Raw genomic sequence first — 21225 nt, 5'->3', positions numbered from 1 at the left:
AGCCGGGTCAGTGCTTCACCGGCGCCTCGCTACTCCCGCCGCATGCGATTGCTGCGCGCGGGTTCGTCGTAGCCCTTGCGGCGGCTGTAGAACATCAGCGCGATCAGGCCGCAGCCGGTGACCAGCATCAGGATTGCAGCGCCTCCCAGGATGACGTTGCGGTAAAGCGGCATAGACGGCGTTGCCTGCCATACCGCCACGCAATACCAGGTTGCTGCAACGAGAAGAGCTGCCAGAAAGGTCCCAACGACCCATCTATTCGTGATGCGCAAGGCTGCCTCCTTCGTCTGATTGGGACTGGTGCCGGCTTCGCGGCGCATCTGTCGACCGCGGATTGCGCGAGGACGCGTTGTTAGCGCCACCGCCATCCGCAACGGCGACGACCGCGATGCCACCAGCACACCCAGCGACGCCGGCGCCGCGGCGATCGCGGCGGACCCCAGCCTGGGCGAGGGGGTGGTCCCCATTGTGCTTGCGTCAGGTGATTCGATCGCTCGCTGGTCTGGCCGAGATCGTGAGCAATAGGCATAGCGTCCGCGGCCTCAATGAAACGAACGCCGATGGCGCCGATCGCCACGGCAGCGACGGCATTCTGAGCAAGGCCAAGGAAAGCCCGACGGCTCGGTGTGTCCATCATGTTTCTTCTCCTTTGTTAGGCGGTTCGCCGCGCCGCCTGAAGAGCGTAAAGCAGCCAGGCGAGGCCGTGCGAAATCAGATCGACGCCAAGCAGAAATCCGAGGGCCCAGACGCTGATGGTCGGAAAGCCGAATAGGATCAGCACGCCGGCGAGCAGCCCAAAAATGCCCGAGATCAGCATCATCCATCCGTTTTGCCGCCAATGGGCGAAGCTCAGCACGCATCGAATGACGCCTGAGGCGAACAGCACCGCGCCGAGGAGGTAGGTGAGGATCAGGGCACCCGAGGCGGGCTGGGTAAGCAGCACAAGGCCGAACGCGGCGTAGAGTGCGCCGAGCAAGATCTGCCACAGGAACCCACCCCATCCCTTGGTCCAGAATGCATGGATGATCTCGAACGCGCCGGCCGCGATGGCCGTCAGTCCGATGAACTTGACGCTGATGATGGTTGCGAACGCCACGTCGCTGAGAGCTGCGAAGCCGGCGGCGATCATCACGATTCCGAGAAGGGCACAGACCCACAGCGGAGGGGCGCCCAAAGCCTCGATATCGGAGCGGTCATCATAAGCTGTCATCCCATCCTCCTGGTCTGCGTGATGGTCGGCACGCTTGGGACGCTAGCGTCGAACCTCCGCTATCGACATCCGACGAAACCCTGAGCGATGGGGCGGGAATGTTCTCGTGGGCCACGAACGGAGCGATTGTGTGCTCGATCGCCTTTGCAAGCTATCGCTGGCCGCGCGGACCCAGCGTCAGGTTAGTGACGCCGGCGGCCAGGTTGATCCCGATCGATCGCTCGATCGACAGGGGTTGCAACATCACGCTCCGTCGCGAGCCACCGATCAGGACGTTCGCGCCGAGCCCGGGGCCGAACGCAAAGCTGCCGCTCGCGCCGACATAGTTGCCGCGCAAGGTGGCGGATCCGATCCGCGAGTTTTTGGCGAGCACGGCCCAAGACAAGGTGCCTGCGCTGGTCACGCCGATATCAAGGCCGACACGCCGGATTCGTCCCTCATAGATGAACTGCCTCGGCGGATTTCTCGCAAAGAATGTGCAGCGCAACGACTGCACCGATCCGAGCACAAGCCCGACGCGCGGGTTGCTGAAGCACAGGAGCCGGCCGACCCTGAACGTTTCGGCGCGCGCCGGCAGGGCTGCGCCGCATAGCAACGCGGACGCGCCGAAGACTGCCATAAACCGGATCATTCGCATTCAGGCCTCCACTTGACTGTTGGTATCGGAGAGCGCGCTCCTCGGTCGGCTGTCCTGGCGGAGCCAGAATGTGATGCCGAGTCCGATCAGCAGCACTGCGCCCAGCAGGAAGAAAAAGACGGACTGCTTCAGCCAGGATATCGCCGGGACGGCAATGCCCATGGCAAGGCCGAGGAAAGAGATCTGCAGCGATAGAAGGCTGACGCCAGCGAGGAACGTGCCGAGCGCAAGCAAAGTCAGCAGGACAAGGCCGGTCGCCGGGGTCGGAAGCAATTGCTGAACGCCCGAGATCAGAATGATGTTCATCGTGACCAGCACGGCGACCCAATGCAGCGCCTGGGTCCAGATCAAGCGGAGCCGGGCCTCCTTGCCTTGGGTTTCCGGCCATTTGGTGACGACGCACACGATGCAGATGGCAAGCGCCAGGAATTCCCAGTAGCCGACGAGAGGTTGGTGGGAAACGTTGGTATAGGCGACGCCCGCGATGGCAAGCACCAGCGCCACGACATAAGGAAGCTGCTGCCACAGGAATCGAGCCATTGTCGATTGAGGCGAGGGAGGATCGGTACCCTCCTGCCGTGGCGCACCGCTCTGGTTCATAGGCTCCTCACTCACGATTCACCGCTATTGAACGTCTGCTTGAACTCGTCGCCGAGGTAGTCCTCGACATAGAATCGGATGATTGCGACACGGCCGATCGCCACCAGGGGCATGGCGAGCGCGATGCCCAGGACGCCGAACAGCGCACCGAGCAGGACGATGGCGACCAACGTCCAGGCAGGAGGGATCTCGACGGCCTGACGCTGGATCAGCGGACCGATCACATAGCCTTCGACCGACTGGATGATCGAGTAAATGAGGACGGCCCAGATCAGCAGGGAACTGCCGAGCGGCATTGCGACCAGTGCGATCGGTATTGCGGCTACGATTGGTCCGACATAGGGAATGAAATTCGACAGGCCCGCCTGCAGTCCGAGCACGAAGGGTCCGGGCAATCCGATGAGATAGAGTGCGGCCCAGACCAACACCGTCATGAGTATGACGCGGATGAACTGCCCGACGAGCCACAGCCGCATGACATTACCCATCTCGTCCATGATCGCTCTCGTCCGTTGGCGCTGGGAGGGCTTCACCAGCATGATCAGGCTTTCACGGTGGCTGGTTGGGTCGAAACCAAAGAGGATCCCGAGGAACAGGACCACCAGGACACTGGTCAGAAGGCTCGACGCTCCGCCAAGCAGGAACTGAGCATGGTTGAGAAACCGGCCTTGATCCGAGAACAGCCACTGCGCAAAGTCGCGGCCCCATTCCGGACCGAGCAGATCCACGCCGTATGACAGAAGATGCTGCTGCAGGATGTCGAGTTGGTTGTCCATGACCTTCAGCAAGAGACGCGTCTGCTCCGGCAGCTTTCCCGCGCCCCAGATCAGTCCAAATCCCGACAGAGCGGAGAACAGCAACAGAACCAGCGTCAGCCGTGCGGCGCGATTGAGCGGGAGGACGGCCGCCAGGGCTCTTGCGCAAGCATCCAGAAACGCGGCAAACAACACGCCTGCAAAGATCAGCAGGAGACTGGAGACCGTCTGCCACACCAGAAACAGCAAGACGCAGGCGGCCACCAGGCCGAGCCCGGTTGCGAGAATGCCGCGCCGTGTGCCGTTCTCCGGCACGACGGCGGCCTCATCGCGTGGAGCGATCTCGCAGAGTCTCTCCGGTGCTGTCCTGGACTCGTTCATGGTATCGGTTCAATCGCCGTCGCCTTGAAACCTAGGTCCGGATGCGCCGGCTGCCAAAGTGCGGATGCTTTCCGCCGCGATGACGCCAGTAGCGGTGCTTCGTCGGGTTCGTATTGGTGTTGGGAGCTGCCTTCTCCGGTGGCGACGCGCCGGCGCCGCTTTGGGCAGACACGCCGGTCTCAGTCAACTGGGCCAGCGACACGGTTGGAAAGGCGCAGACCGCCATCGATCCGCACATGATCAAGGCGCCACAGATGGCTCGTGTGCTCATATTCGCCTCCATGCAACTAGGGACAAAGATTCAAATCGATATGGCTCCGGTTGCGAGTGCGTAAACGCCGGCGCACGCGGCAATCGTGATCGCTGCAAAAAGCATAGCTTCGAATGGCCTGAAGATTGCTTCCTTGCGCTCGCGTTTCGCAAGTAGGAACAGCAGAGTGCCGGGTGCATACAGGATGGACGACAGCAAGAGAAATTTCGGTCCGCCTGCGTAGATCATGCCAGCTGCATAGATCGTTGCTATAGCCGATCGGATCCAGTCGGTGGTGCGAGCGCGCTCGCCCGCGCGGTAGGTCTCGCCCGACCAGGCAAGCTTTAAGCCGTACGCCGCGACAAAGAAATACGGGATTAGCGTCATCGCGCTCGTCATCTTCAACGCGAGTGTGAACGCGTACTCCGCAAACCAGGCGACCAGCAGAAAGATCTGGATGACGCAATTTGTGAGCCAGAGCGCGCCGGCAGGGACTTTGTGCGCATTCACCCTGGCAAGAAAGGAAGGCATGGTGCGGTGGATCGCCGCGGAATGCAGGATCTCGGCCGCCAGCAGTGACCAAGATAGGTAGTTGCCGAGAACCGAGATCAGGAGCGCCAGGCTGATGAATACGCCGCCCCAGCGGCCGACGATTGCTTCCATCACGCCAGCCATGGATGGCGTCGGAAGATCGGCCAGTTCAGCCCTCGGCAACACGCCGTAGGACAAGAGCGTCACGAGAACGAGCAGGCCCAGCACCGTCAGAAACCCGGCGAGGGTTGCGAACCCGACGTCGGCACGACGCCGAGCGTAGCGGGAGTAGACGCTCGCGCCTTCAATGCCGACGAAAACGAACACGGTCAGCAGCATCGTGCCGCGAACCTGAGAAGACACACTCGACGCATCCGACTGCTCCGCTCCGTGGAAATTAACGCCGAACAGATCGCCATTAAAAGCAATGACGGCAGTGCCAATGAACAGCAAAATCGGGATGATCTTTGTGTAGGTCGCAATCGTATTGAGCGTGGCTGCACTCTTGATGCCGCGCAGCAGCAAGATGTGCACTCCCCACAGCAGGACAGACGCCGAAGCGATCGCCACCGGAGTTGTCCCGTCGCCGAACATGGGAAAAAACTGCCCGAGCGTTGCCTTGATCAAGACGAGACAGGCGACGTCTGCAAGACAGCAACCGATCCAGTACCCGACGGCTGAAGCAAAGCCGATGTAGTCGCCAAATCCGGCTCTGGCATAGGCATAGATCCCGGCATCGAGGTCGGGCTTGCGGTGTGACAACGTCTGGAACACGAAAGCCAGCATCAGCATGCCGCTGCCCGCGATAGCCCAGGCGATCATTGCTCCAAGCGCACCCGTGGCTCGTCCGAACGCCGCAGGTAGTGCGAAAATGCCGGACCCCACCATCGAGCCGATCACGAGCGCGATGAGAGCATTCCGCGAGAGTTTCTGGTCGGCCGCATTCGGCGGGGGAGCCATGACGGGATGGCCTTCCAATCCGGGATGCGACGGGCATTGATGCCCGCCGCATTGGAGAGGACCTTAGACGTGGCTTTCCCCTTCGCACATCCGGGATTCTCTGTAGGGAGCGAGGGCAGGAAATTGACGTACTATAAGGTTGGGCATCGCCCTCAAGGTTTTGGGGGAGGGGCAGTCGCGATTTGACCGGGACTGGATGATGGCCCGGAAGCGGTCGCCAAAAGCACGACGCTGAAACGGCAGAACTCGCCCGCCTTCGCGAGTTCAGCTGCTATGCATCGGGCATGCAGGGACGCTGCATCCTGATTGGCGAGCTCGCATCCGGTCCCATCGGGCGAGAGACCGTATCTGTCGACGATATGAAAGTAGAAGCGCATACCGGCCGGATTAGGCCGGATCGCGGCCATTTTCCAAGTGACAAACACGTAATGCGTCTCCGACCAAAGGAGGACACTTCCGGCGGTTTCGATTACCGGTTCGTAATCACCGTGCTCAGGTGCGCAGTACCGAAAAAGCTGTGCGATAGGGTGATTGTCCTTGCCAGCTCTCGGGTGATTGTCCGATGCCGTCTACTGATACCCAGAGATAGCATGACCTGGTTAGCGAGCTCTGGCAGGAGACAGGCAATGTCGAACTATGATCCGAACGTGACGATGGTGGGAGCGGGCGGCGGCCATGCAATCGCGGTCGCTGCTGGACTGCGTAGCTACATGCTGCGCATCTACAACTATATGGCTGCCGGCGTCGGCCTAACGGCTGTTGTCGCGTGGCTCACCTATCAGCTCACCAGTCCTGCATTGCTGCAGAGCCCGTTGATGTGGGTCTTCATACTGGCGCCGCTGGGTTTGGTTTTCTTCATCGGCTCACGGATCAATACGCTGTCGGTGTCGATCGCGCGTCTGCTGTTCTTCATCTATGCGGCGCTGGTCGGCGTGTCGCTCTCGACGCTGCTCCACATCTACACCAGCGCCTCGATTGCGCGCGTCTTCTTCATCACCGCGGCGACGTTCGGGGCGCTCAGCGTCTTTGGCTACACCACAAGACGCGACTTATCCGGTCTCGGCACCTTCCTGTTCATGGGCCTTGTCGGGATCATCATCGCCACCCTGGTGAATCTGTTCCTGCAATCCAGCGGGCTTGATTGGCTGATCTCCATTGTGGGCGTCGGCGTGTTTGCCGGGCTGACGGCCTACGACACGCAACGGATCAAGGCGATGCATGACAGCCGGGACGACGAAACGACCAGAGGCCGCAAGTCGGTAATTTCGGCGCTGTCGTTGTATCTCAACTTTATCAACCTGTTCATGATGCTGCTGCGTCTGGCCGGAAACCGCCGCTAAGTGGCTTCAGGCCGCCGGCCGCTCCGCGGCGCTTGCGAGTGCGTCGCGCAGAGCCTGTTCTTTGGCATCGTCGAGGGACGTCTTCAGCACGGTCCCTCCGGCGTCCTTGATCTCCTTCAAGACCTTGTCCGCAGTCATATTCTTGATCAGCACGAACAAGGCGGCGTTGCCCGTGTGAAGTGATACTGATAATTCCTTCATGAAGGAGTCGTCGATGCCGAAATCGGACAGTGCGCCGCCAAGTGCGCCGGAAGCTGCGCCGACGGCGACACCGAGGATCGGATTGAGGAAGATCATGCCGATCAGAAGTCCCCAGAAACCGCCGGTCACCGCGCCCATCGACGTCGTGTTGACGAGCTGATTGAGCTTGATGCCGCCTGAATCCGTCTTCACGGCGATCACTGCGTCGCTGATGGTGATCAGATATTCCTTCTGCAGCTTGAGCAGCCGCTGACGTACTTCCTCGGCCTTCGCCTCGGATGGATACACGATCGCTACTAGATCGGACATGCAAACCTCCTGCTGGATTAAGCTGCGCCGCGGCCAACACGATGCGCCACCCGGTGCAACCGTGCCACTGGCGGAACGCGCTTTCGAACACTAGCTTTCGATCGGTCGGCTTGGGATCGGAGAAAACCCTGAGGCGTGGGGATGAATGTTCCTGATCGTTGTTGCTGGAGGGGCGCCTGAGGCTGACCTTATCCCGGCCGAAAAGTATTCTGGGGCCCGATGGCCGTCGCAATCATGGGCGGTCTGCTGGTTGCAACCGTTTTGACGCTGGTCTTGCTGCCGACATTGTATGTGAGTTGGTTCGGAGAGAAGGGGCGGGTAGGGGCTTCCGCTCAATCGGTCGGCTAAGTCGCTGGTTTCCGGCGAGGGGAATCCTGTCCCGGGATTAGGAGTTCACCTGATATTCCGGGCTCCGACCGAGGTGCATGGTGAAGTGCCGGCAAGTCGATCGGCCAGGATGTTGCGCACCCGCACTATCGCGAGGTCTTCACATGACTGGGACGCCGTCAGTCCAGAAGCTCTCCCTGTTCGCGTTGACCGCGATGGTGGTCGGATCGATGGTTGGCTCGGGCATCTTCTCGCTCCCGAGAACATTCGGCATCGCCACTGGTCCGTTCGGAGCGGTCCTCGCCTGGTGTATAGCCGGAGGCGGCATGTACACGCTCGCGCGGGTGTTCCAAACGCTGGCTGAACGAAAGCCAGAGCTCGATGCTGGTGTCTATGCCTATGCGAAAGAGGGATTTGGTGATTATCCTGGTTTCCTATCGGCGTTCGGATACTGGATCGGCAGCTGCATCGGCAACGTATCCTATTGGGTCCTTATCAAGTCGACCTTGGGCGCCTTCTTTCCTGTCTTTGGAGACGGCAATACGGTCACCGCTATCATCGTCGCCTCGATAGGAATCTGGCTGTTTCACTTCATGATTCTTCGCGGCGTGCAGCAGGCCGCGGCGATCAACACCATCGTCACGATTGCGAAGATCGTGCCGATCCTGGTCTTCATTGCTATCCTGGTCTTTGCGTTCAAAGCCGATCTTTTCCGCGCCAATTTCTGGGGCGGCGAGGGGATGCCGGACAAGAGTCTGTTCGACCAGATTCGCGCGACCATGCTGGTGACGGTGTTTGTCTTTCTCGGCATCGAGGGCGCCAGCGTCTATTCACGCTATGCCAAGGAACGAGCGCATGTCGGCGCGGCGACCATTTTAGGGTTTGCGATCGTTACGACCCTGATGGTGCTCGTGACCATGCTGCCATATGCCGCGCTGCCCCGCGCCGAGATCGCCGACATGCGACAGCCGTCCATGGCAACGGTATTGGAGGCGGTGGTCGGGCATTGGGGCGCGATCTTCGTCAGCATCGGGCTCCTGGTTTCGGTATTGGGGGCCTATCTTGCATGGTCGCTAATCTGCGCTGAGGTGCTCTCCGCCGCCGGACGAACGAAGGATATGCCGGCTTTGTTCGGCACCGAAAATGCGAACAAGGTGCCGGCTGCGGCGCTCTGGCTCACCAATGTGATCGTTCAGCTCTTCGTCATCAGCACCTATTGGTCGCAGGATGCATTTGCGCTTATGCTCAATCTCACGAGCGTGATGTCACTCATTCCGTTCTTCCTCGTCGCAGCCTACGGGCTCCTGCTCGTCCGTCGCGGCGAGACCTATGAGAAAAGCAGCCGTGATCGCAAGCGCGACATGATCTTTGCCGGCGTCGCCCTGGTCTATACCCTGTTCCTGATCTATGCCGCCGGGATGAAGTTCCTGCTGCTGTCCTTGATCCTCTACGCGCCAGGCACTGCACTCTATTTCTGGGCGCGCCTGGAACAGAAGGCGCGGGTCTTTACAGCCATCGAGTGGGGCCTCTTCATTGCAGCCGCCCTCGGCGCTGCTGTTGGAATACACGGACTGGCCACCGGCTACATCACCATCTAGGCAGGCAACTCCCGGGAGAACTCCCATGGCAAAGCAGACATCGGACACCTCGGCTCCCTTCGGCGTCCATTCAGAGGTCGGCCAGTTGAGGAAGGTGATGGTCTGCTCGCCAGGGCGGGCCCATCAGCGCCTTACGCCCTCCAATTGCGATACTCTGCTGTTCGATGACGTGCTGTGGGTGGACAATGCCAAGCGCGACCATTTCGACTTTGTTCAGAAAATGCGTGACCGCGGGATCGAAGTCGTCGAGATGCACAATCTGCTCGCCGAGACGGTCGCGATCCCCGAGGCAAGGAAGTGGATCCTGGACAACCAAGTTGTTGCCGATCAGGTCGGTCTCGGTCTGATCGACGAGCTGCGCGGCTATTTGGAAAGTCTTAATCCGCGCGAGTTGGCGGAAACGCTGATCGGCGGAGTATCGACTCACGACTTTCCGGATGCCCATGGCGGCGAGATGCTCAAGCTGGTGCGCGAAGCAGCCGGGATGACCGAGTATTTGCTACCGCCGCTTCCCAACACCTTGTACACGCGGGACACCACATGCTGGATCTATGGCGGCGTCACGCTGAATTCGCTCTACTGGCCGGCGCGACACGAAGAGCCGATCCTCGCCACAGCCATCTACAAGTTCCATCCGGATTTCGCCGGCAAGGTCAACGTCTGGTGGGGCGATCCGACGCGCGATCACGGCCTCGCGACGCTGGAAGGCGGCGACGTGATGCCGATCGGCAAGGGCAACGTTCTGATCGGATTGAGTGAGCGCACCTCGCGGCAGGCGATCAGCCAGGTTGCCGCAGCCTTGTTCAAGAGAAAAGCGGCCGAACGTGTGATTGTGGCGGCCATGCCGAAGCTGCGCGCGGCGATGCATCTCGATACTGTCTTCACGTTCGCAGATCGGGATTGCGTCCTGCTCTATCCGGATATCGTCAACAACATCGCGGCCTTTTCTTACCGGCCCGCCGACAATTCCGCGGGCCTCGATCTACGCAGGGATGAAAAGCCGTTCGTGGATGTCGTGGCGGAAGCGCTCGGCCTGAAGAAGTTGCGCGTGATTGAAACCGGCGGCAACGCGTATATGCGCGAGCGGACCCAGTGGGATAGCGGTGCGAACCTGGTCTGCGCCTCTCCGGGCGTGGTCTTCGCCTATGACCGCAACACATACACCAACACCTTGCTGCGCAAGGAGGGGATCGAGGTGATCACCATAGTCGGTGCAGAACTGGGACGCGGCCGGGGAGGCGGTCATTGCATGACCTGTCCGATCACCAGGGACGCGGTGGATTATTAGCCGACCTTGCGGGTGCTCCGGCTCCGAAGGCAGGGCGTCGAAGCCGCTGGCATTTGGCTGTTGCTGGGTAGTCTCCGGAGAGCTTCCGCAGACGGCATCAGCCGCCTCAATCACAGATTTAGTTACTGATCATTAACACGCCACAATCACCGCCCACGCTGCCGTGATTCCTGGTGTACGCGGAAGCCATCGGGGGACACCATGCGCGCGCTGACGGTTCTTTGTCTGGTCGTTGGGTTGTTTGGAGCCGCTCGGGCGGCGGATGTTGATCTCACCGAACTGAGGGCGAGCGGTCCTGTGCCGTATTATTCCGCTCCGTCATGGAGCGTCGTTGGCTCCGTCGCGCCAACCTTCACTGACAATGCCTTGTTCAGCCGGAGCAACCGCAGGTCGGATCTCTATTATGAGCCCGACGTCAGCCTCAGGCTGGATGGGAACCTCACAAACGACCTCTCGTACCGGCTCTATGCTCGCGCCCAATACGAGGCCTTTGCGACCGAGAAGGACGGCAACGCCGCAGTGGCGCGAATGGGAGCGCGCTTGACCGAGAATTGGGACGGCTGGCGCTTCTCCGCTATTTATGAGAACCGGTACGATTTCGACGGTGTCTATCGCGATCTTGCTTTCACGTCCCACGACGTGATGGGATCGGTAGCGCGCGATTTCCGCGTGAACAATGTCACGCTGTCGCCACTGTTGCTCCTGACCTACCGGTTTTCCGATCTTGCGGAAACCCGCCGCTGGCGCTTTGACGCGGTGCTGGGTATCGAAGTCAAGCTGGACCCGAAATGGTCGATTGTGAGCACGCCATTGTTCGAAGCCTTTTGGTTCACGGACGGGTTGAACAGGGGCCGACAGGATCAAATCTACTCAGCGGACGTCGGGCTGAGGTATAGTTTCGCCAGCAACGTGTCGATCACGACCAGTGTATTGTACGAGGCGCGAACATCGAACGTTCCGGAGCGGCGATACAGGGATCTCAGGGTTGGTCCCCGACTTGATTTCGCGTTTTGAAGGGCTCGGAAGATGACAAGATGCGGGTGTGTATTAGTGGGAATCATCGTTGGTCTAACAGCCGCCTCCGTGGCTTCTGCGGATCCCCGCGATTCTGCTGACCGGAGCCAGCGCCTGGATACCGATGCACTGAGGGATGATGTCGGCGTTAACCGCCTCCAGGTGCCGTCTCATCCGCTGGTGCTTTCGCCGCCTCAACAACCCGCTCCGAGCGCGAAGGCGGGAAAGAAAAAGAAATCCAGCGCGAGCGGAGTTGGAGCCCGGTAGCGCACGGACGCAGGTGCGGTCGGATTGCCGTGGCGGTACCCGAGAACGACTTCACGAGTCTCGGAAGCCGCTGATTGCGCATCGGGGAGCTGTTGTCGCCACAAGCAGTTCGTGAAGGCTTTCTGCGATACTTTAGCATCTGTTGCACTTCATTTGAATCCAGTGCTGCCTAGTCTGGAATGAGTTTCATATTCGATCACCTCCAGGTTCCACCTCATGGATCCGCGATTTTAATCTATGACAATTACTACCTCTGGTACAGTCGACCAGACGGTGTATAATCCGGCGGGCCCGCAACGGCGTCCGTACTCTGATTAACAATGGACGCCTCGCGCGCGCAGGACGGCGCGTCTTGATGTTGAGCTGCAATGTCGGATGTTGCCGCAGCAAAGTGAGTGCGTACCGTGAAGCTCCGTAGCTTTCCCGCCCGCGAATCAGTTCGTACCAGCAGTACAGGGTGGTTGCCGCTCGGGTTTGGAGAAGCCAGCGACCGCCTGTACTGGATGTATTCACCGGATTTTCTTTTCGTCGTGCGCCCTTTGCCTGGCGGACGCTTCGTCTATGAGGGGATCAATCCGGCCTTCGAGTCGCGTCTTGGCATTTCGGCCGACGACGTCCGGGAGATGGACGTGTCCAAGTGCATGAGCAGGGACGACGCCAGATCTACCCGCGAAGCTCTCCGTGCCTGTCTCGCAGAAGGAGCGGAAGTGAAGATTCGCCACCGTCTCGCATTTGCGGGCCCGCTGCAAAATATGGAAACGACGATTGTTCCCGTCGTGGATCCGGCCGGCAGTGGCGCGAACCGGCTGATCGGGAGCCATCGTCGCGTGCACAATAGCGCACCCGACGCCGCGACCCACGGATCGGACAACGCGCATGTCGACCTCGATTTGGCGTCCATCCAGGAGGGAATCCAGCAACGGATTGCTTCCGATCTCCACGATTCGACTTGTCAGCATTTAATTGCCGCGAGCCTCGGCCTGATGCGGATCCGGCGAAGCATCAGCGATACGGTCGACGCCGAACGGCTTTGCGATGACATCGATGCGTCAATCGACGAGGCCCTCAGAGAAATTCGTGCCTTCTCGTATCTGCTGCACCCCCGAACTCTGACGGTCGACAAGCTTAAAGCCGCGATAGAAAACTACGCCGATGGATTTGCGGTTCGGACCTCATTGCGGGTCACGAGCAGGATCGTGCCCGAGGTCGATCGTCTCCCGTACGAGAAGCAGCGGACATTGCTGCGGATCGTCCAGGAAGCGCTCACGAACATATTTCGCCATGCGCAAGCGACAGAAGTGAGCATCGTCATCGACGCGGTCGATAACCAATTTCGATTGACGGTCGGCGACAACGGGCGGGGGTTTGGCGCAGACTACGGCAAGCAACGAGCAAGGGCGACTTCAATCGGCGTCGGGATTCCGGCGATGAGGGCAAGGCTCGAGCAGATTGGAGGGACGCTGGACATCAGATCCGATCCGGCATCACGGCGCCCCGGCACCATCTTGCGAGCGGTACTTCCGCGTGAGCTCGCGACGAATGCGGATAGCCGGCGAAGGGCAACGACCTCCGTGAGGGTCCGCGCAGGGGCCCACTGAGAGAAGAAGAAGAAGGGTTACCGGTGGCGGGTGGCTACTGCGTAACGACATTGGAGTGCTCTGCCATGAAACGCATTCTTATCGCGGATGATCACGAAGCGGTGCGATCGGGCTTGCGAGCGGTGCTCGAACAGCGGGCCGATTGGGAAGTCGTTGCCGAGGCGAACGACGGCAGCAAGGCATTGACGGCGGCAATCGAAAGCCGGCCGCATGTGGCCATCATCGACTTCTCCATGCCGCGGATGACCGGCGTGGAGGTCGCACGGCGGATCAGGGATTATCCGTTGCAGACGGAGGTGTTGATCTTCACGGTCCACAAGTCGGGTCTGCTGGCGCAGCAGGCGTTTGAGGCAGGCGCCCGCGCGTTTCTCGCGAAGTCGGATGCTAACAGATTGCTGTTGGCGGCCGTCGACGCACTTCTGGCGCACAAGCGGTTCTGCAGCGAAAGCTGTCGGGACGAGCTCGATCACGGCGGCGAGGGCGTAGATGGGCGCCGGAGGCTTACGCCACGCGAGCAGCTTGTGGTCAAACTGGTGGCGGAGGGTTACAGCAACAAAGGCATTAGCGCGATCCTGAACCTCAGCGTCAAGACGACTGAAGCTCATCGAGCGGCTGCGATGCGCAAGCTGGAGGTGAACTCAGCCGCAGGTTTGGTTCGGTACGCTGTTCGCTCGCATCTGGTCGAGGCGTGACTGCGTATGATGTTCTTGAGGACCGCCACGTCGGTACATTCGCGGTGGCAGGCTCAGGGTTTTGCAGGATGGCGCTTAGAACCATGAGCGGCATGATCGTCTGACCTAGCCGCACTGAGCGTCTCCAGGGGTGCGGCCGGAATCGAGAACGGCGCCATGAAACGCATCTTGATTGCGGATGATCATGCGGTCGTACGTTCGGGACTTCGCGCGATTGTTGAAACGCAATCCAACTGGATTGTCACCGGCGAAGCGACGAACGGTGAACAAGCAGTCAGTTTGGCTGTCGAGACGAGATCGGACGCCGTGATCGTCGATTACTCGATGCCGCTCATGAACGGTTTGGAGGTCAGCCGCCGGCTGAAGGCACTCGATCTGCATACGGAAGTGCTGATCTTGACGATGCATGAGGACGAGGAACTGCTGACTGAAGCTATTCTGGCGGGCGTCCGCGGTTTTTTGTTCAAGTCGGATGCTAAGAAGCATCTGATTTCCGCAATCGAAGCGTTGCTCGACGGCAGGCCCTACTTCACCAGTGCTCTGGTGGAGAAGCTGCTCCACGACTATCAGCTCAACAAGCAGGGCAGGTCAGACATCCTACTAACGTCGCGCGAGCAGAGCGTGGTCCAGTTGATTGCGGAAGGGCACACCAACAGATCCATAAGTGACCTGTTGCAGTTGAGCGTAAAGACCGTCGAGACCCATCGTGCATCGGCCATGCGCAAGCTAGGGATGTCTTCCACGGCCGAACTAGTCCGCTATGCCATTCGGAAGAAACTCGTGGCGCCCTAAGGGATTCCGCCGTTGTCCTGAATGCCCGAGTTCGGTGGGTGGCTGTCCGCTTGGGCTGCTTTGTGCTGTTCCATTCGCAGGCAAATCCAATGTGAAGCGGCTGTTCACAGGCGTCGAGCCGTCTCACTGGGCTGGGAACCAAAATCACCAGCGCGATCAGGGATGCCTAACCTCATGGGATGGATCATGGTTTGCGCAGCCTTCGATAGAAAAAATCGATCGCCATTAGCGTGGCAACAGCAATTGCAATGCTGATTGCGCCGATTATCGCTAAGGTGCGGATTTCCTGTCTAGTCAGCCCAAAATTGTAATGAGCGGTATATCCGAGCATCGCAGCAGCCATGGGGGCTGTAAAACACGTGAGTGCGATCATGATCGCGGACGCGTCCACTTGGCGTTGATCCATCCTTTTCCTCCCCTTCGAGAGATCCACCGGTCGCTCTGCTCCTGGACCGTCATATCGACGCGATGCGCGTCGCGGCGATCATGGCGGATCGCGGGGCGCCACACCGGGTACGAGATGACCGACTAACTGGAGTTACGACGGATGATCTTGAGCGCGAGAAGCGCCATGCCCAAGAGAAGCGCTACAATACCCGCTCCAGTTATTCCGGTCGAGAATCCGGTGGTACGATATTCAAGACCAACGGCAATGCCGATGATGCCGAAAAGGATGAGCATGACGCCCCCGAGCTTCTTCACGAGAAGTAGCGGGCCGTTAGCAGTGTTGGCAGCCATGATGGACTTCCTGCGTCGGTACCTGTCCGTGTTACGTTAACGCGCCAGGTGTGCCGCGAAATCGGTATTTACCCTTGTCGGTGCTGTAGGCTTGCCGTGGTCAGATCAACTCGATAGCGCGTGCACCTGCCCTGAAATGCCATCCTCGGGAGCGCGGTCCGCCCGTTTGGAGTGGGACATGCCGGAAGGCTCGCTATCCGCGCCGGTTCAAGGTCATCGAGACCGTGCGCGGGAAGTTCAATTTCCACGACAAGATCACCCAGCCGCCGGCGCCGTTCCATATCATGCCGCGCGGCAAGCGCCAGACGGCGCGCTTAAGAGCGAAATCAGCGACCCCATTGTCGACGCTCGCTGACCAGGTCGGCCACGGAACCTTCGCCGTCGTGCCCCTCTTTCAGTCGGCGTCCTCGCCCGGATCGCAGATCTTCCCGATTCCCGTCTGCAGAAAGTCCTGCCCTGCGAATGGAAGCTCCCGCGTCAAACCCAACGATCACCAAGCTGCCTAACGTTCACGCAGCGCGTCATCGCCAACCGGGCCCCCGCGCGCATGCGTCAGTCAGACAGTCTTCGCCGCATGCGTAAGCTTGTGAAGACCCACATACTTGTTCAGGGTTTTGCCGAATGGACCGAGCCAGGCAAGGCGCTACATTCAAGGCTCTTTTACTGCGTCGATCTGGGACGACAACATTGAGCTCCAATCAACCAGATTAACGACAGACCACGACAGAAGTTGCGTGCCGCGTCACCGCGACCCTGCTTTTGGAGAGATTGATGATAAAAAGTCTTCTCTTGCTGGCGATATGCATGTTCGAATTCGCCACGCCGGCGCATGCGCAAAGACAGCCGGTCCGAGTGGGTGGACTTACTTGCGAGACTAGGCCGAGAGTTGGATTGCTGATTGGCTCACGACAGCGGATGAATTGTGTCTTCCGCGCAGATGCAGGCCAGCTGTATCGCTATAGGGGGAGAATAACTCGCCTTGGCTTGGATGTAGGCGTCACCGGCGCGGGAAGATTATTCTGGAGAGTCTTTGCGCCGACGAGCCATATCGGTCCAGGCGCGTTGCAAGGGACCTTCGTAGGGGCAGGCGGAAACGCGTCGCTCGGTATCGGACTCGGCGCTAATGTGCTTATAGGAGGATCCAACCGCACGATCTCGCTGCAACCGCTGTCGGTCGAGGGCGTATTCGGCATCAATCTGGCGTTGGGCGTAGCGGGCCTAAGGCTCTACTAGGCTTCACTTTCGTTCTTCCGCCTGGATCGCTCGAAGAGAGAATAGCCTGCTGCACCGAGTCCCCCGGATCGACTGCCGTGCCGATGCCCATTACGCCATCGGCCGCGCTTGCAACGTGCATAGGCGTTGTCAAAGAGCGTGGACCGTTGAGCGGCGCGGGACCTATGGGCGGCCAACGTGCTAACGCCAGCGCGACGGCCCCCGATTCTGAAATTGGACCTTGCGTGCATCGAGTAGCGCAGAGAGTAGTCCTCGGCCTAGGCACGACAATTTGCCGATGATTGGGCGGAGACGGCTGTGATCACCAATTCGGATCCAAGCATCCCCAAAGCAGCCGCGACGGCCAACTTTTGTAACCTCGCCAATAAGTCCTCGCGTTTCATTTCCACGCCAGTCCAATGGTTAGTGAATTCGGCAACTGGAGCCTTGGGCATCTAAGTGCCGTCCGCAAAGAGGGCCTTTGTGTTGATTCCGACCGTCCTGCCCGATTAAACAAGAGGAAGTCTGATCGTGAACGTTGCACCGCCGTGATCTCGATTTTTTGCGGCTATCACCCCTTGGTGCGCTTCAACGATAGTGTGGGCGATGGACAGGCCCATGCCCATGCCTTCCGCTTTGCTGGTAAAGAAGGGTTCGAAGACTTCCTTTAATTCGTCTTTTGGAATGCCCGATCCGCGATCCGACACGGACAGCTCGGCAGAGCCCTCGGCGCGCGAGGTCTCGATGCTGATGATGCGGCTTTCGCTAGGAGTGTCCTTCATCGCCTCGATCGCGTTCACGACAAGGTTCAGAATGACTTGCTGAAGTTGGATGCGGTCGCCCAGGATCGGAAGCGCCTCCGGCATGATCTGTCCAATCAGCTCCACTTTTCGTCCAACGGCCAGCATCGAAAGAAATTCGATGGTCTCACGAACAAGATCATTGAGATCCAGTTTTTTCAGCTCGAAAGGTGCCTTCTTAAGGAGGCTCCTCATCCTCCGGATGACTTCGCTAGCGCGCCGGTCATCCCGCAAGATATCGTCAACAATCTCGGCCAGCCCCGAAATGTCAGGGTTCTGAGATTTTAAGATTAACTGCGCGGTCTCGGCATTAGTCAGAATGGACCCGAGCGGCTGGTTGATTTCGTGCGCGATTGTTTCGGTCAGTTCGCCAGCCGTCGAGAAGCGATTAACATGGGCCAGTTCGGCCATGCGTTGCCGGGACTGCACTTCCGCCAAATGACGTCGATGATGCTCGCGAAGCAGGGTCGATATAAGCCCGCCTTGCAAAAGTATAACTCCGGTGATCAACGAGATCTGCCACCAATACCGGTCCCACACCGACGGCTCGCGGAAGTAGATGGTGCTGCCAGGCGGCAGACGGCTCTCGGAAATTCCCCAGCGCTGCATTTGTCGCCAGTCGAACATAGGCGCTGCCGGGACGACGAATGTAGGCTTGATGTCGCCGGCCCTTTCACCGTCAAGGATGCGGAGGGCGACCTCCGCGGCCTTCTTGCCCTGCCCGGCAATGACCTGCATTGGACCGCCGACGATGCCCTTACCGAAAAAGATCGAATCGTGGAAAAAGATCGGTGCGTTGGCGGCGTCAAAAAGCCGTGAGAACGCGCTATTGCCTTCATAGGCCACTCCCGCCGCATCGATAGTCAAGCCAAGCCAAAAAATGGCGCTGTGTGGCGGGAGGTTGGCCGCGTCTTTGAGCATATCCTCAAAGGAAAGCTCATCGTACCACCGAAACTGCACGCGGTCGGCAAACAGCGCGGTGGATTTGGCCAATTCGTTCCGCCAAAATGTTTCGCCCGGCGAAGCTCCCACAACAATGGCGATGGTCTTTGTTTGGGGCAGGACGCGCACAACGTTATCAAAAAAAGCGACGTCGTTGTTGGCAACCGCCACCACCGTGTCGTATTCGGTCAGCTTGTCGAGGTCCACCCGGCGACGCTCTACCAACGTGAAGAGCATTGGGGTTGTCGGAAAAAGGTCCTTCCGGTGCGCCTGCACGAAATTCGCGGCGGGCGAGCCGATAGCGATGATAAGGTCGGGCTGCTGATCATGGTTGAGCGCACGAAGGTAGTCGACAAATGCTGCGTCTGATTTGTCGCTGGCCGTCCGGGCATTCAGAAGCGAATGGTCCTGAAAGGTCACGAAAGGACGTTGGCTTATTCCGGCGCGAAGGGCCTCGGAATAGTCGGCCCACGGCTGGAAGCGAAGACCGTATGAATGCAGCATCAGAATGCGTTTCGGCGTTGGACCAGCCGCTTGACTTTGACACGGGGTCGCCAGCAACCATGCAATGGCCAGCGCAGCGGTGAAGGTCCGCGCAAAAAAAGGTCGCCATGGTGCCGCCAAACGCATGGTGCTCCGTTCTCCGATTGAATAGGAACCGTAACGGCTCGACCAGACGATTGACAGACGAAAGAGGGCTACCGGAAAGTCGGATCTGGAAAAGCACTGGGGCGTCCCAAGCTGGAGCACGTCTCCAGAAGCGGAAGCTGGCGGGCAGCGAGTCCTCGTCTTGTCTGCGATTAACCAGCGATTCTCAGGTGCCGATCGGCCAGTGTGGGCCGAAGGTGTGCAGGCGTGGTTGTCGGCACCGTGAGCATGGACCGTATTAGCTGGAGCTAGCTCAAACTTGCCCATGATGGATTGGACCGATCCACGCGCCAGCGCAGAACCGTCGAAATTTCAACGCGCAGAGATCCAGATTGATCCCTGTTCAATTCGAGCAGCCGGTACAGCTGCACCTTGTTTTCTATCGGAAGGGGCCCGTTGAGTCCCAGTCGGCTGCCACCTCTTCCGAGCCATGCCTGCAAGGAACGTTCTTGAATCATCGATGCGCCCAACGCAGAAAATACGGCGCTGCTGATCGCCCGCTGCTGGCTTCGCAGATGATCTTCGAGAAGCTTGTGCCGCGTAATGTAGCCTCCGTTTACTCCGGGAATGGCATGGTTCATCAGCAGCTTGGCGTCGATTTCCGAGACACCTGCCGATGCTGCGATCGTACGGAAGGCTTGGCGGAGGTCGTTGCCCCACTTCGATAGCATGTCCCGGTGTTCTTTTGTTTCCGCTAAATGCCCCGATCCGCTGTCGGCCGGAAAGACCAATTCCTGTGCTTGCCCAGGATACATCTGTCTGCCGAACCGGATTGCGCGGACGAGGCAAAGGATCATCTGTCGCGACAGCGGAATATCGAAGGCCTTCTTCTTGCCTCCCTTTGGTTTCGCCTGCAACATCCTCAATGCAATCGGCGGGGTGCCGCAAATTGCGAACGCATCATTCGTCCCAAGCTATACGGACCATCTGCCGATGGGAATCGAGTCGAGCTTGGTGGTGCACCTCAAGCGCTATTCCAGGAATCTGGTCGAGCAGACCTTCATGGTGATCGAAGAGCCGGAGACTCCCCTGAAGATTCCGGTCAAAACCGTACTGTTGGGTTCCCGCCGCAGATCAGGACGATTGGACAGTTCTATGCAGCGATCCGCGCGGAGATCGTGCGGCAAGGTAATTCCATCTTCACGGGAAACCCCAGCAGGCAGGTGGCCGGGCCACTCGGAGCGGTGGCCGTCACCGACGTCGATAGTGCCGTGGTGGCAATCAACACGATCGTGGAGCAAGGGGAGGGCACGCCGACCTCGCCGGCCAGCGCAACCGGCGTTGCCCACTATTACACATTCGAGGAACTGGCGAAGGGGATGAAGATCATGCCGGATCCGGCCTCTCCACTCAAATTCAGCTTTGATCCCGCGCAAACCATCGCCATTGATGATGCGAGAGACGTCATCCAGATGGTCGATGACCCCCCGCTTCAGCAGTTCGATGGGAAAGTCGGCGGATTGGCGGATGCTTGCGACGCCGCCTATTCCAAGCTGCTGCGCGCATTGCAAGGCGTCTTTGACGGCGCTCCCGGGCAAATCGAGGACGCCATCGGTCTGATGCGCGACGAACTTGAACAGGCGATCAAGGACGTCCCTGGGCGCGCCGATCGAGTCAGGTCCACACCAGGGACTGCACGGAGGCCCGCGCTTCAAGTATGTCGCCTGAGGGGCGATTGTCGGCCAGCTCGCAGGACACGTTTCCGGCGATTCTGAGCAGAACGAGAAGACGACAGCGACATGAATCACGCACGCTGGCGCCCGCGATCGCAAGGGAACCACGGCCGTGCCGCGCAGATCGTGAAACGTCAGGCCATCGATACCGGCGCGCTCGCAAGTGAACCGCCCCGCGTTGCCCGACTTCGGACACTAGCGCGCCGTGATTTCTAAAGTCGGCATCCATGAAGAAGGCGCGTTCCTTGTCGCTGGTCTGATCCAGCGCGTCGAGGACGAGCGGCCTCGTCGGCCGGCCGCAACGGTCGGATTTGGGCCGTGCTGCCGTCCCGCAAGTGCTCCATCACGCCGTATTTAGCGATGTCCGACATGCGAGGTCTCGGTTCGGAAGCCGGAAAACACATCGGCCTGAGGCTCGTCTATGAACGGGGCGGTCGGCTGCCCGTTTGATCTGTATCAAGG

20 protein-coding genes and 3 pseudogenes are annotated in these 21225 nt (G+C 59.6%); 11 read left to right on the top strand and 12 right to left on the bottom strand.

Features of this window, described 5'->3' with window-relative positions:
• Positions 1-29 precede the first annotated feature (29 nt).
• The 7 genes from GWG67_RS31475 to GWG67_RS31445 all read right to left on the bottom strand — a co-directional run bounded on the left by GWG67_RS31475 (position 30) and on the right by GWG67_RS31445 (position 5324).
• On the bottom strand, positions 30-320 hold the full coding sequence (locus GWG67_RS31475) for a hypothetical protein (RefSeq protein ID WP_275173353.1): 291 nt from the start codon (positions 318-320) through the stop codon (positions 30-32).
• A gap of 332 nt (positions 321-652) precedes the next feature.
• Positions 653-1210, bottom strand: coding sequence for an HdeD family acid-resistance protein (locus tag GWG67_RS31470; RefSeq protein ID WP_275173351.1), 558 nt, complete (start codon positions 1208-1210; stop codon positions 653-655).
• 151 nt (positions 1211-1361) lie between these two features.
• Positions 1362-1847, bottom strand: coding sequence for a DUF992 domain-containing protein (locus GWG67_RS31465; RefSeq protein ID WP_275173349.1), 486 nt, complete (start codon positions 1845-1847; stop codon positions 1362-1364).
• Positions 1848-2447 carry a hypothetical protein gene (locus GWG67_RS31460; protein ID WP_275173347.1) on the bottom strand — a complete coding sequence of 200 codons (600 nt, stop codon included), beginning with the start codon at positions 2445-2447 and terminating at the stop codon, positions 1848-1850.
• Between the two features lie 11 nt (positions 2448-2458).
• Positions 2459-3583: an AI-2E family transporter gene (locus tag GWG67_RS31455; RefSeq protein ID WP_275173345.1), complete on the bottom strand. Its 1125-nt coding sequence runs from the start codon at positions 3581-3583 to the stop codon at positions 2459-2461.
• Positions 3584-3614: 31 nt separating this feature from the next.
• A complete protein-coding gene (locus GWG67_RS31450) occupies positions 3615-3854 on the bottom strand; it encodes a hypothetical protein (protein ID WP_275173343.1) in 240 nt (79 codons plus the stop codon).
• A gap of 30 nt (positions 3855-3884) precedes the next feature.
• Positions 3885-5324 carry a basic amino acid/polyamine antiporter gene (locus GWG67_RS31445; RefSeq protein ID WP_275173342.1) on the bottom strand — a complete coding sequence of 480 codons (1440 nt, stop codon included), beginning with the start codon at positions 5322-5324 and terminating at the stop codon, positions 3885-3887.
• Positions 5325-5950: 626 nt separating this feature from the next.
• Here GWG67_RS31445 and GWG67_RS31440 point away from each other — a divergent pair.
• Positions 5951-6664 (top strand): Bax inhibitor-1/YccA family protein, encoded by a 714-nt coding sequence (locus tag GWG67_RS31440; protein ID WP_275173340.1) that lies wholly within the window; start codon positions 5951-5953, stop codon positions 6662-6664.
• A gap of 6 nt (positions 6665-6670) precedes the next feature.
• On the opposite strand, the gene GWG67_RS31435 is transcribed toward GWG67_RS31440, so the two are convergent.
• On the bottom strand, positions 6671-7174 hold the full coding sequence (locus GWG67_RS31435) for a DUF1269 domain-containing protein (RefSeq protein ID WP_007601211.1): 504 nt from the start codon (positions 7172-7174) through the stop codon (positions 6671-6673).
• Positions 7175-7665: 491 nt separating this feature from the next.
• Between GWG67_RS31435 and GWG67_RS31430 the strand changes: the two genes are divergently transcribed.
• The 6 genes from GWG67_RS31430 (at position 7666) to GWG67_RS31405 (ending at position 14750) form a co-directional block, all read left to right on the top strand.
• Positions 7666-9099, top strand: a complete 1434-nt coding sequence (locus GWG67_RS31430; protein ID WP_275173339.1) for a basic amino acid/polyamine antiporter — start codon at positions 7666-7668, stop codon at positions 9097-9099.
• Between the two features lie 25 nt (positions 9100-9124).
• Complete coding sequence (arcA, locus tag GWG67_RS31425) at positions 9125-10387, top strand: arginine deiminase (protein WP_275173377.1); 1263 nt, start codon at positions 9125-9127, stop codon at positions 10385-10387.
• A gap of 201 nt (positions 10388-10588) precedes the next feature.
• A complete protein-coding gene (locus tag GWG67_RS31420) occupies positions 10589-11401 on the top strand; it encodes an outer membrane beta-barrel protein (protein ID WP_275173337.1) in 813 nt (270 codons plus the stop codon).
• A gap of 671 nt (positions 11402-12072) precedes the next feature.
• Positions 12073-13266: an ATP-binding protein gene (locus GWG67_RS31415; RefSeq protein ID WP_275173335.1), complete on the top strand. Its 1194-nt coding sequence runs from the start codon at positions 12073-12075 to the stop codon at positions 13264-13266.
• A gap of 65 nt (positions 13267-13331) precedes the next feature.
• Positions 13332-13958 (top strand): response regulator transcription factor, encoded by a 627-nt coding sequence (locus GWG67_RS31410; RefSeq protein WP_275173333.1) that lies wholly within the window; start codon positions 13332-13334, stop codon positions 13956-13958.
• Positions 13959-14114: 156 nt separating this feature from the next.
• Positions 14115-14750: a response regulator transcription factor gene (locus tag GWG67_RS31405; protein ID WP_275173331.1), complete on the top strand. Its 636-nt coding sequence runs from the start codon at positions 14115-14117 to the stop codon at positions 14748-14750.
• Between the two features lie 184 nt (positions 14751-14934).
• Here the strand turns inward: GWG67_RS31405 and GWG67_RS31400 are convergent, their stop codons facing one another.
• Together GWG67_RS31400 and GWG67_RS31395 are read right to left on the bottom strand one after the other, a co-directional pair.
• Positions 14935-15156, bottom strand: coding sequence for a hypothetical protein (locus GWG67_RS31400; protein WP_275173329.1), 222 nt, complete (start codon positions 15154-15156; stop codon positions 14935-14937).
• Positions 15157-15278: 122 nt separating this feature from the next.
• Complete coding sequence (locus tag GWG67_RS31395; RefSeq protein ID WP_275173327.1) at positions 15279-15488, bottom strand: hypothetical protein; 210 nt, start codon at positions 15486-15488, stop codon at positions 15279-15281.
• Between the two features lie 197 nt (positions 15489-15685).
• On the opposite strand from GWG67_RS31395, the pseudogene GWG67_RS31390 reads away from it, so the two are divergent.
• Together GWG67_RS31390 and GWG67_RS31385 are read left to right on the top strand one after the other, a co-directional pair.
• Positions 15686-15883 (top strand): annotated as a pseudogene (locus GWG67_RS31390) (IS66 family transposase); the annotation flags it as partial.
• Between the two features lie 376 nt (positions 15884-16259).
• The gene (locus GWG67_RS31385; RefSeq protein WP_342761068.1) at positions 16260-16721 is read left to right on the top strand and encodes a DUF992 domain-containing protein; all 462 of its coding nucleotides are present in this window, start codon (positions 16260-16262) and stop codon (positions 16719-16721) included.
• Positions 16722-17209: 488 nt separating this feature from the next.
• On the opposite strand, the gene GWG67_RS31380 is transcribed toward GWG67_RS31385, so the two are convergent.
• Together GWG67_RS31380 and GWG67_RS31375 are read right to left on the bottom strand one after the other, a co-directional pair.
• Entirely contained in the window at positions 17210-19072 is a 1863-nt protein-coding gene (locus tag GWG67_RS31380; protein ID WP_275173325.1) for a sensor histidine kinase, read from the bottom strand.
• 425 nt (positions 19073-19497) lie between these two features.
• Positions 19498-19938 (bottom strand): annotated as a pseudogene (locus GWG67_RS31375) (integrase); the annotation flags it as partial.
• Positions 19939-19969: 31 nt separating this feature from the next.
• Here GWG67_RS31375 and GWG67_RS39145 point away from each other — a divergent pair.
• Positions 19970-20077, top strand: a pseudogene (locus GWG67_RS39145) (ferritin-like domain-containing protein); the annotation flags it as partial.
• 86 nt (positions 20078-20163) lie between these two features.
• Positions 20164-20805 (top strand): ferritin-like domain-containing protein, encoded by a 642-nt coding sequence (locus GWG67_RS31370; protein WP_369335507.1) that lies wholly within the window; start codon positions 20164-20166, stop codon positions 20803-20805.
• The last annotated feature ends 420 nt before the right edge of the window (positions 20806-21225 follow it).

The sequence above is a fragment of the Bradyrhizobium sp. CSS354 genome (genome assembly GCF_029051725.1).
GTDB lineage: Bacteria > Pseudomonadota > Alphaproteobacteria > Rhizobiales > Xanthobacteraceae > Bradyrhizobium.
Note: the sequence above shows the minus strand (reverse complement) of the source record. Positions and strands in the feature narration are given on the sequence as shown.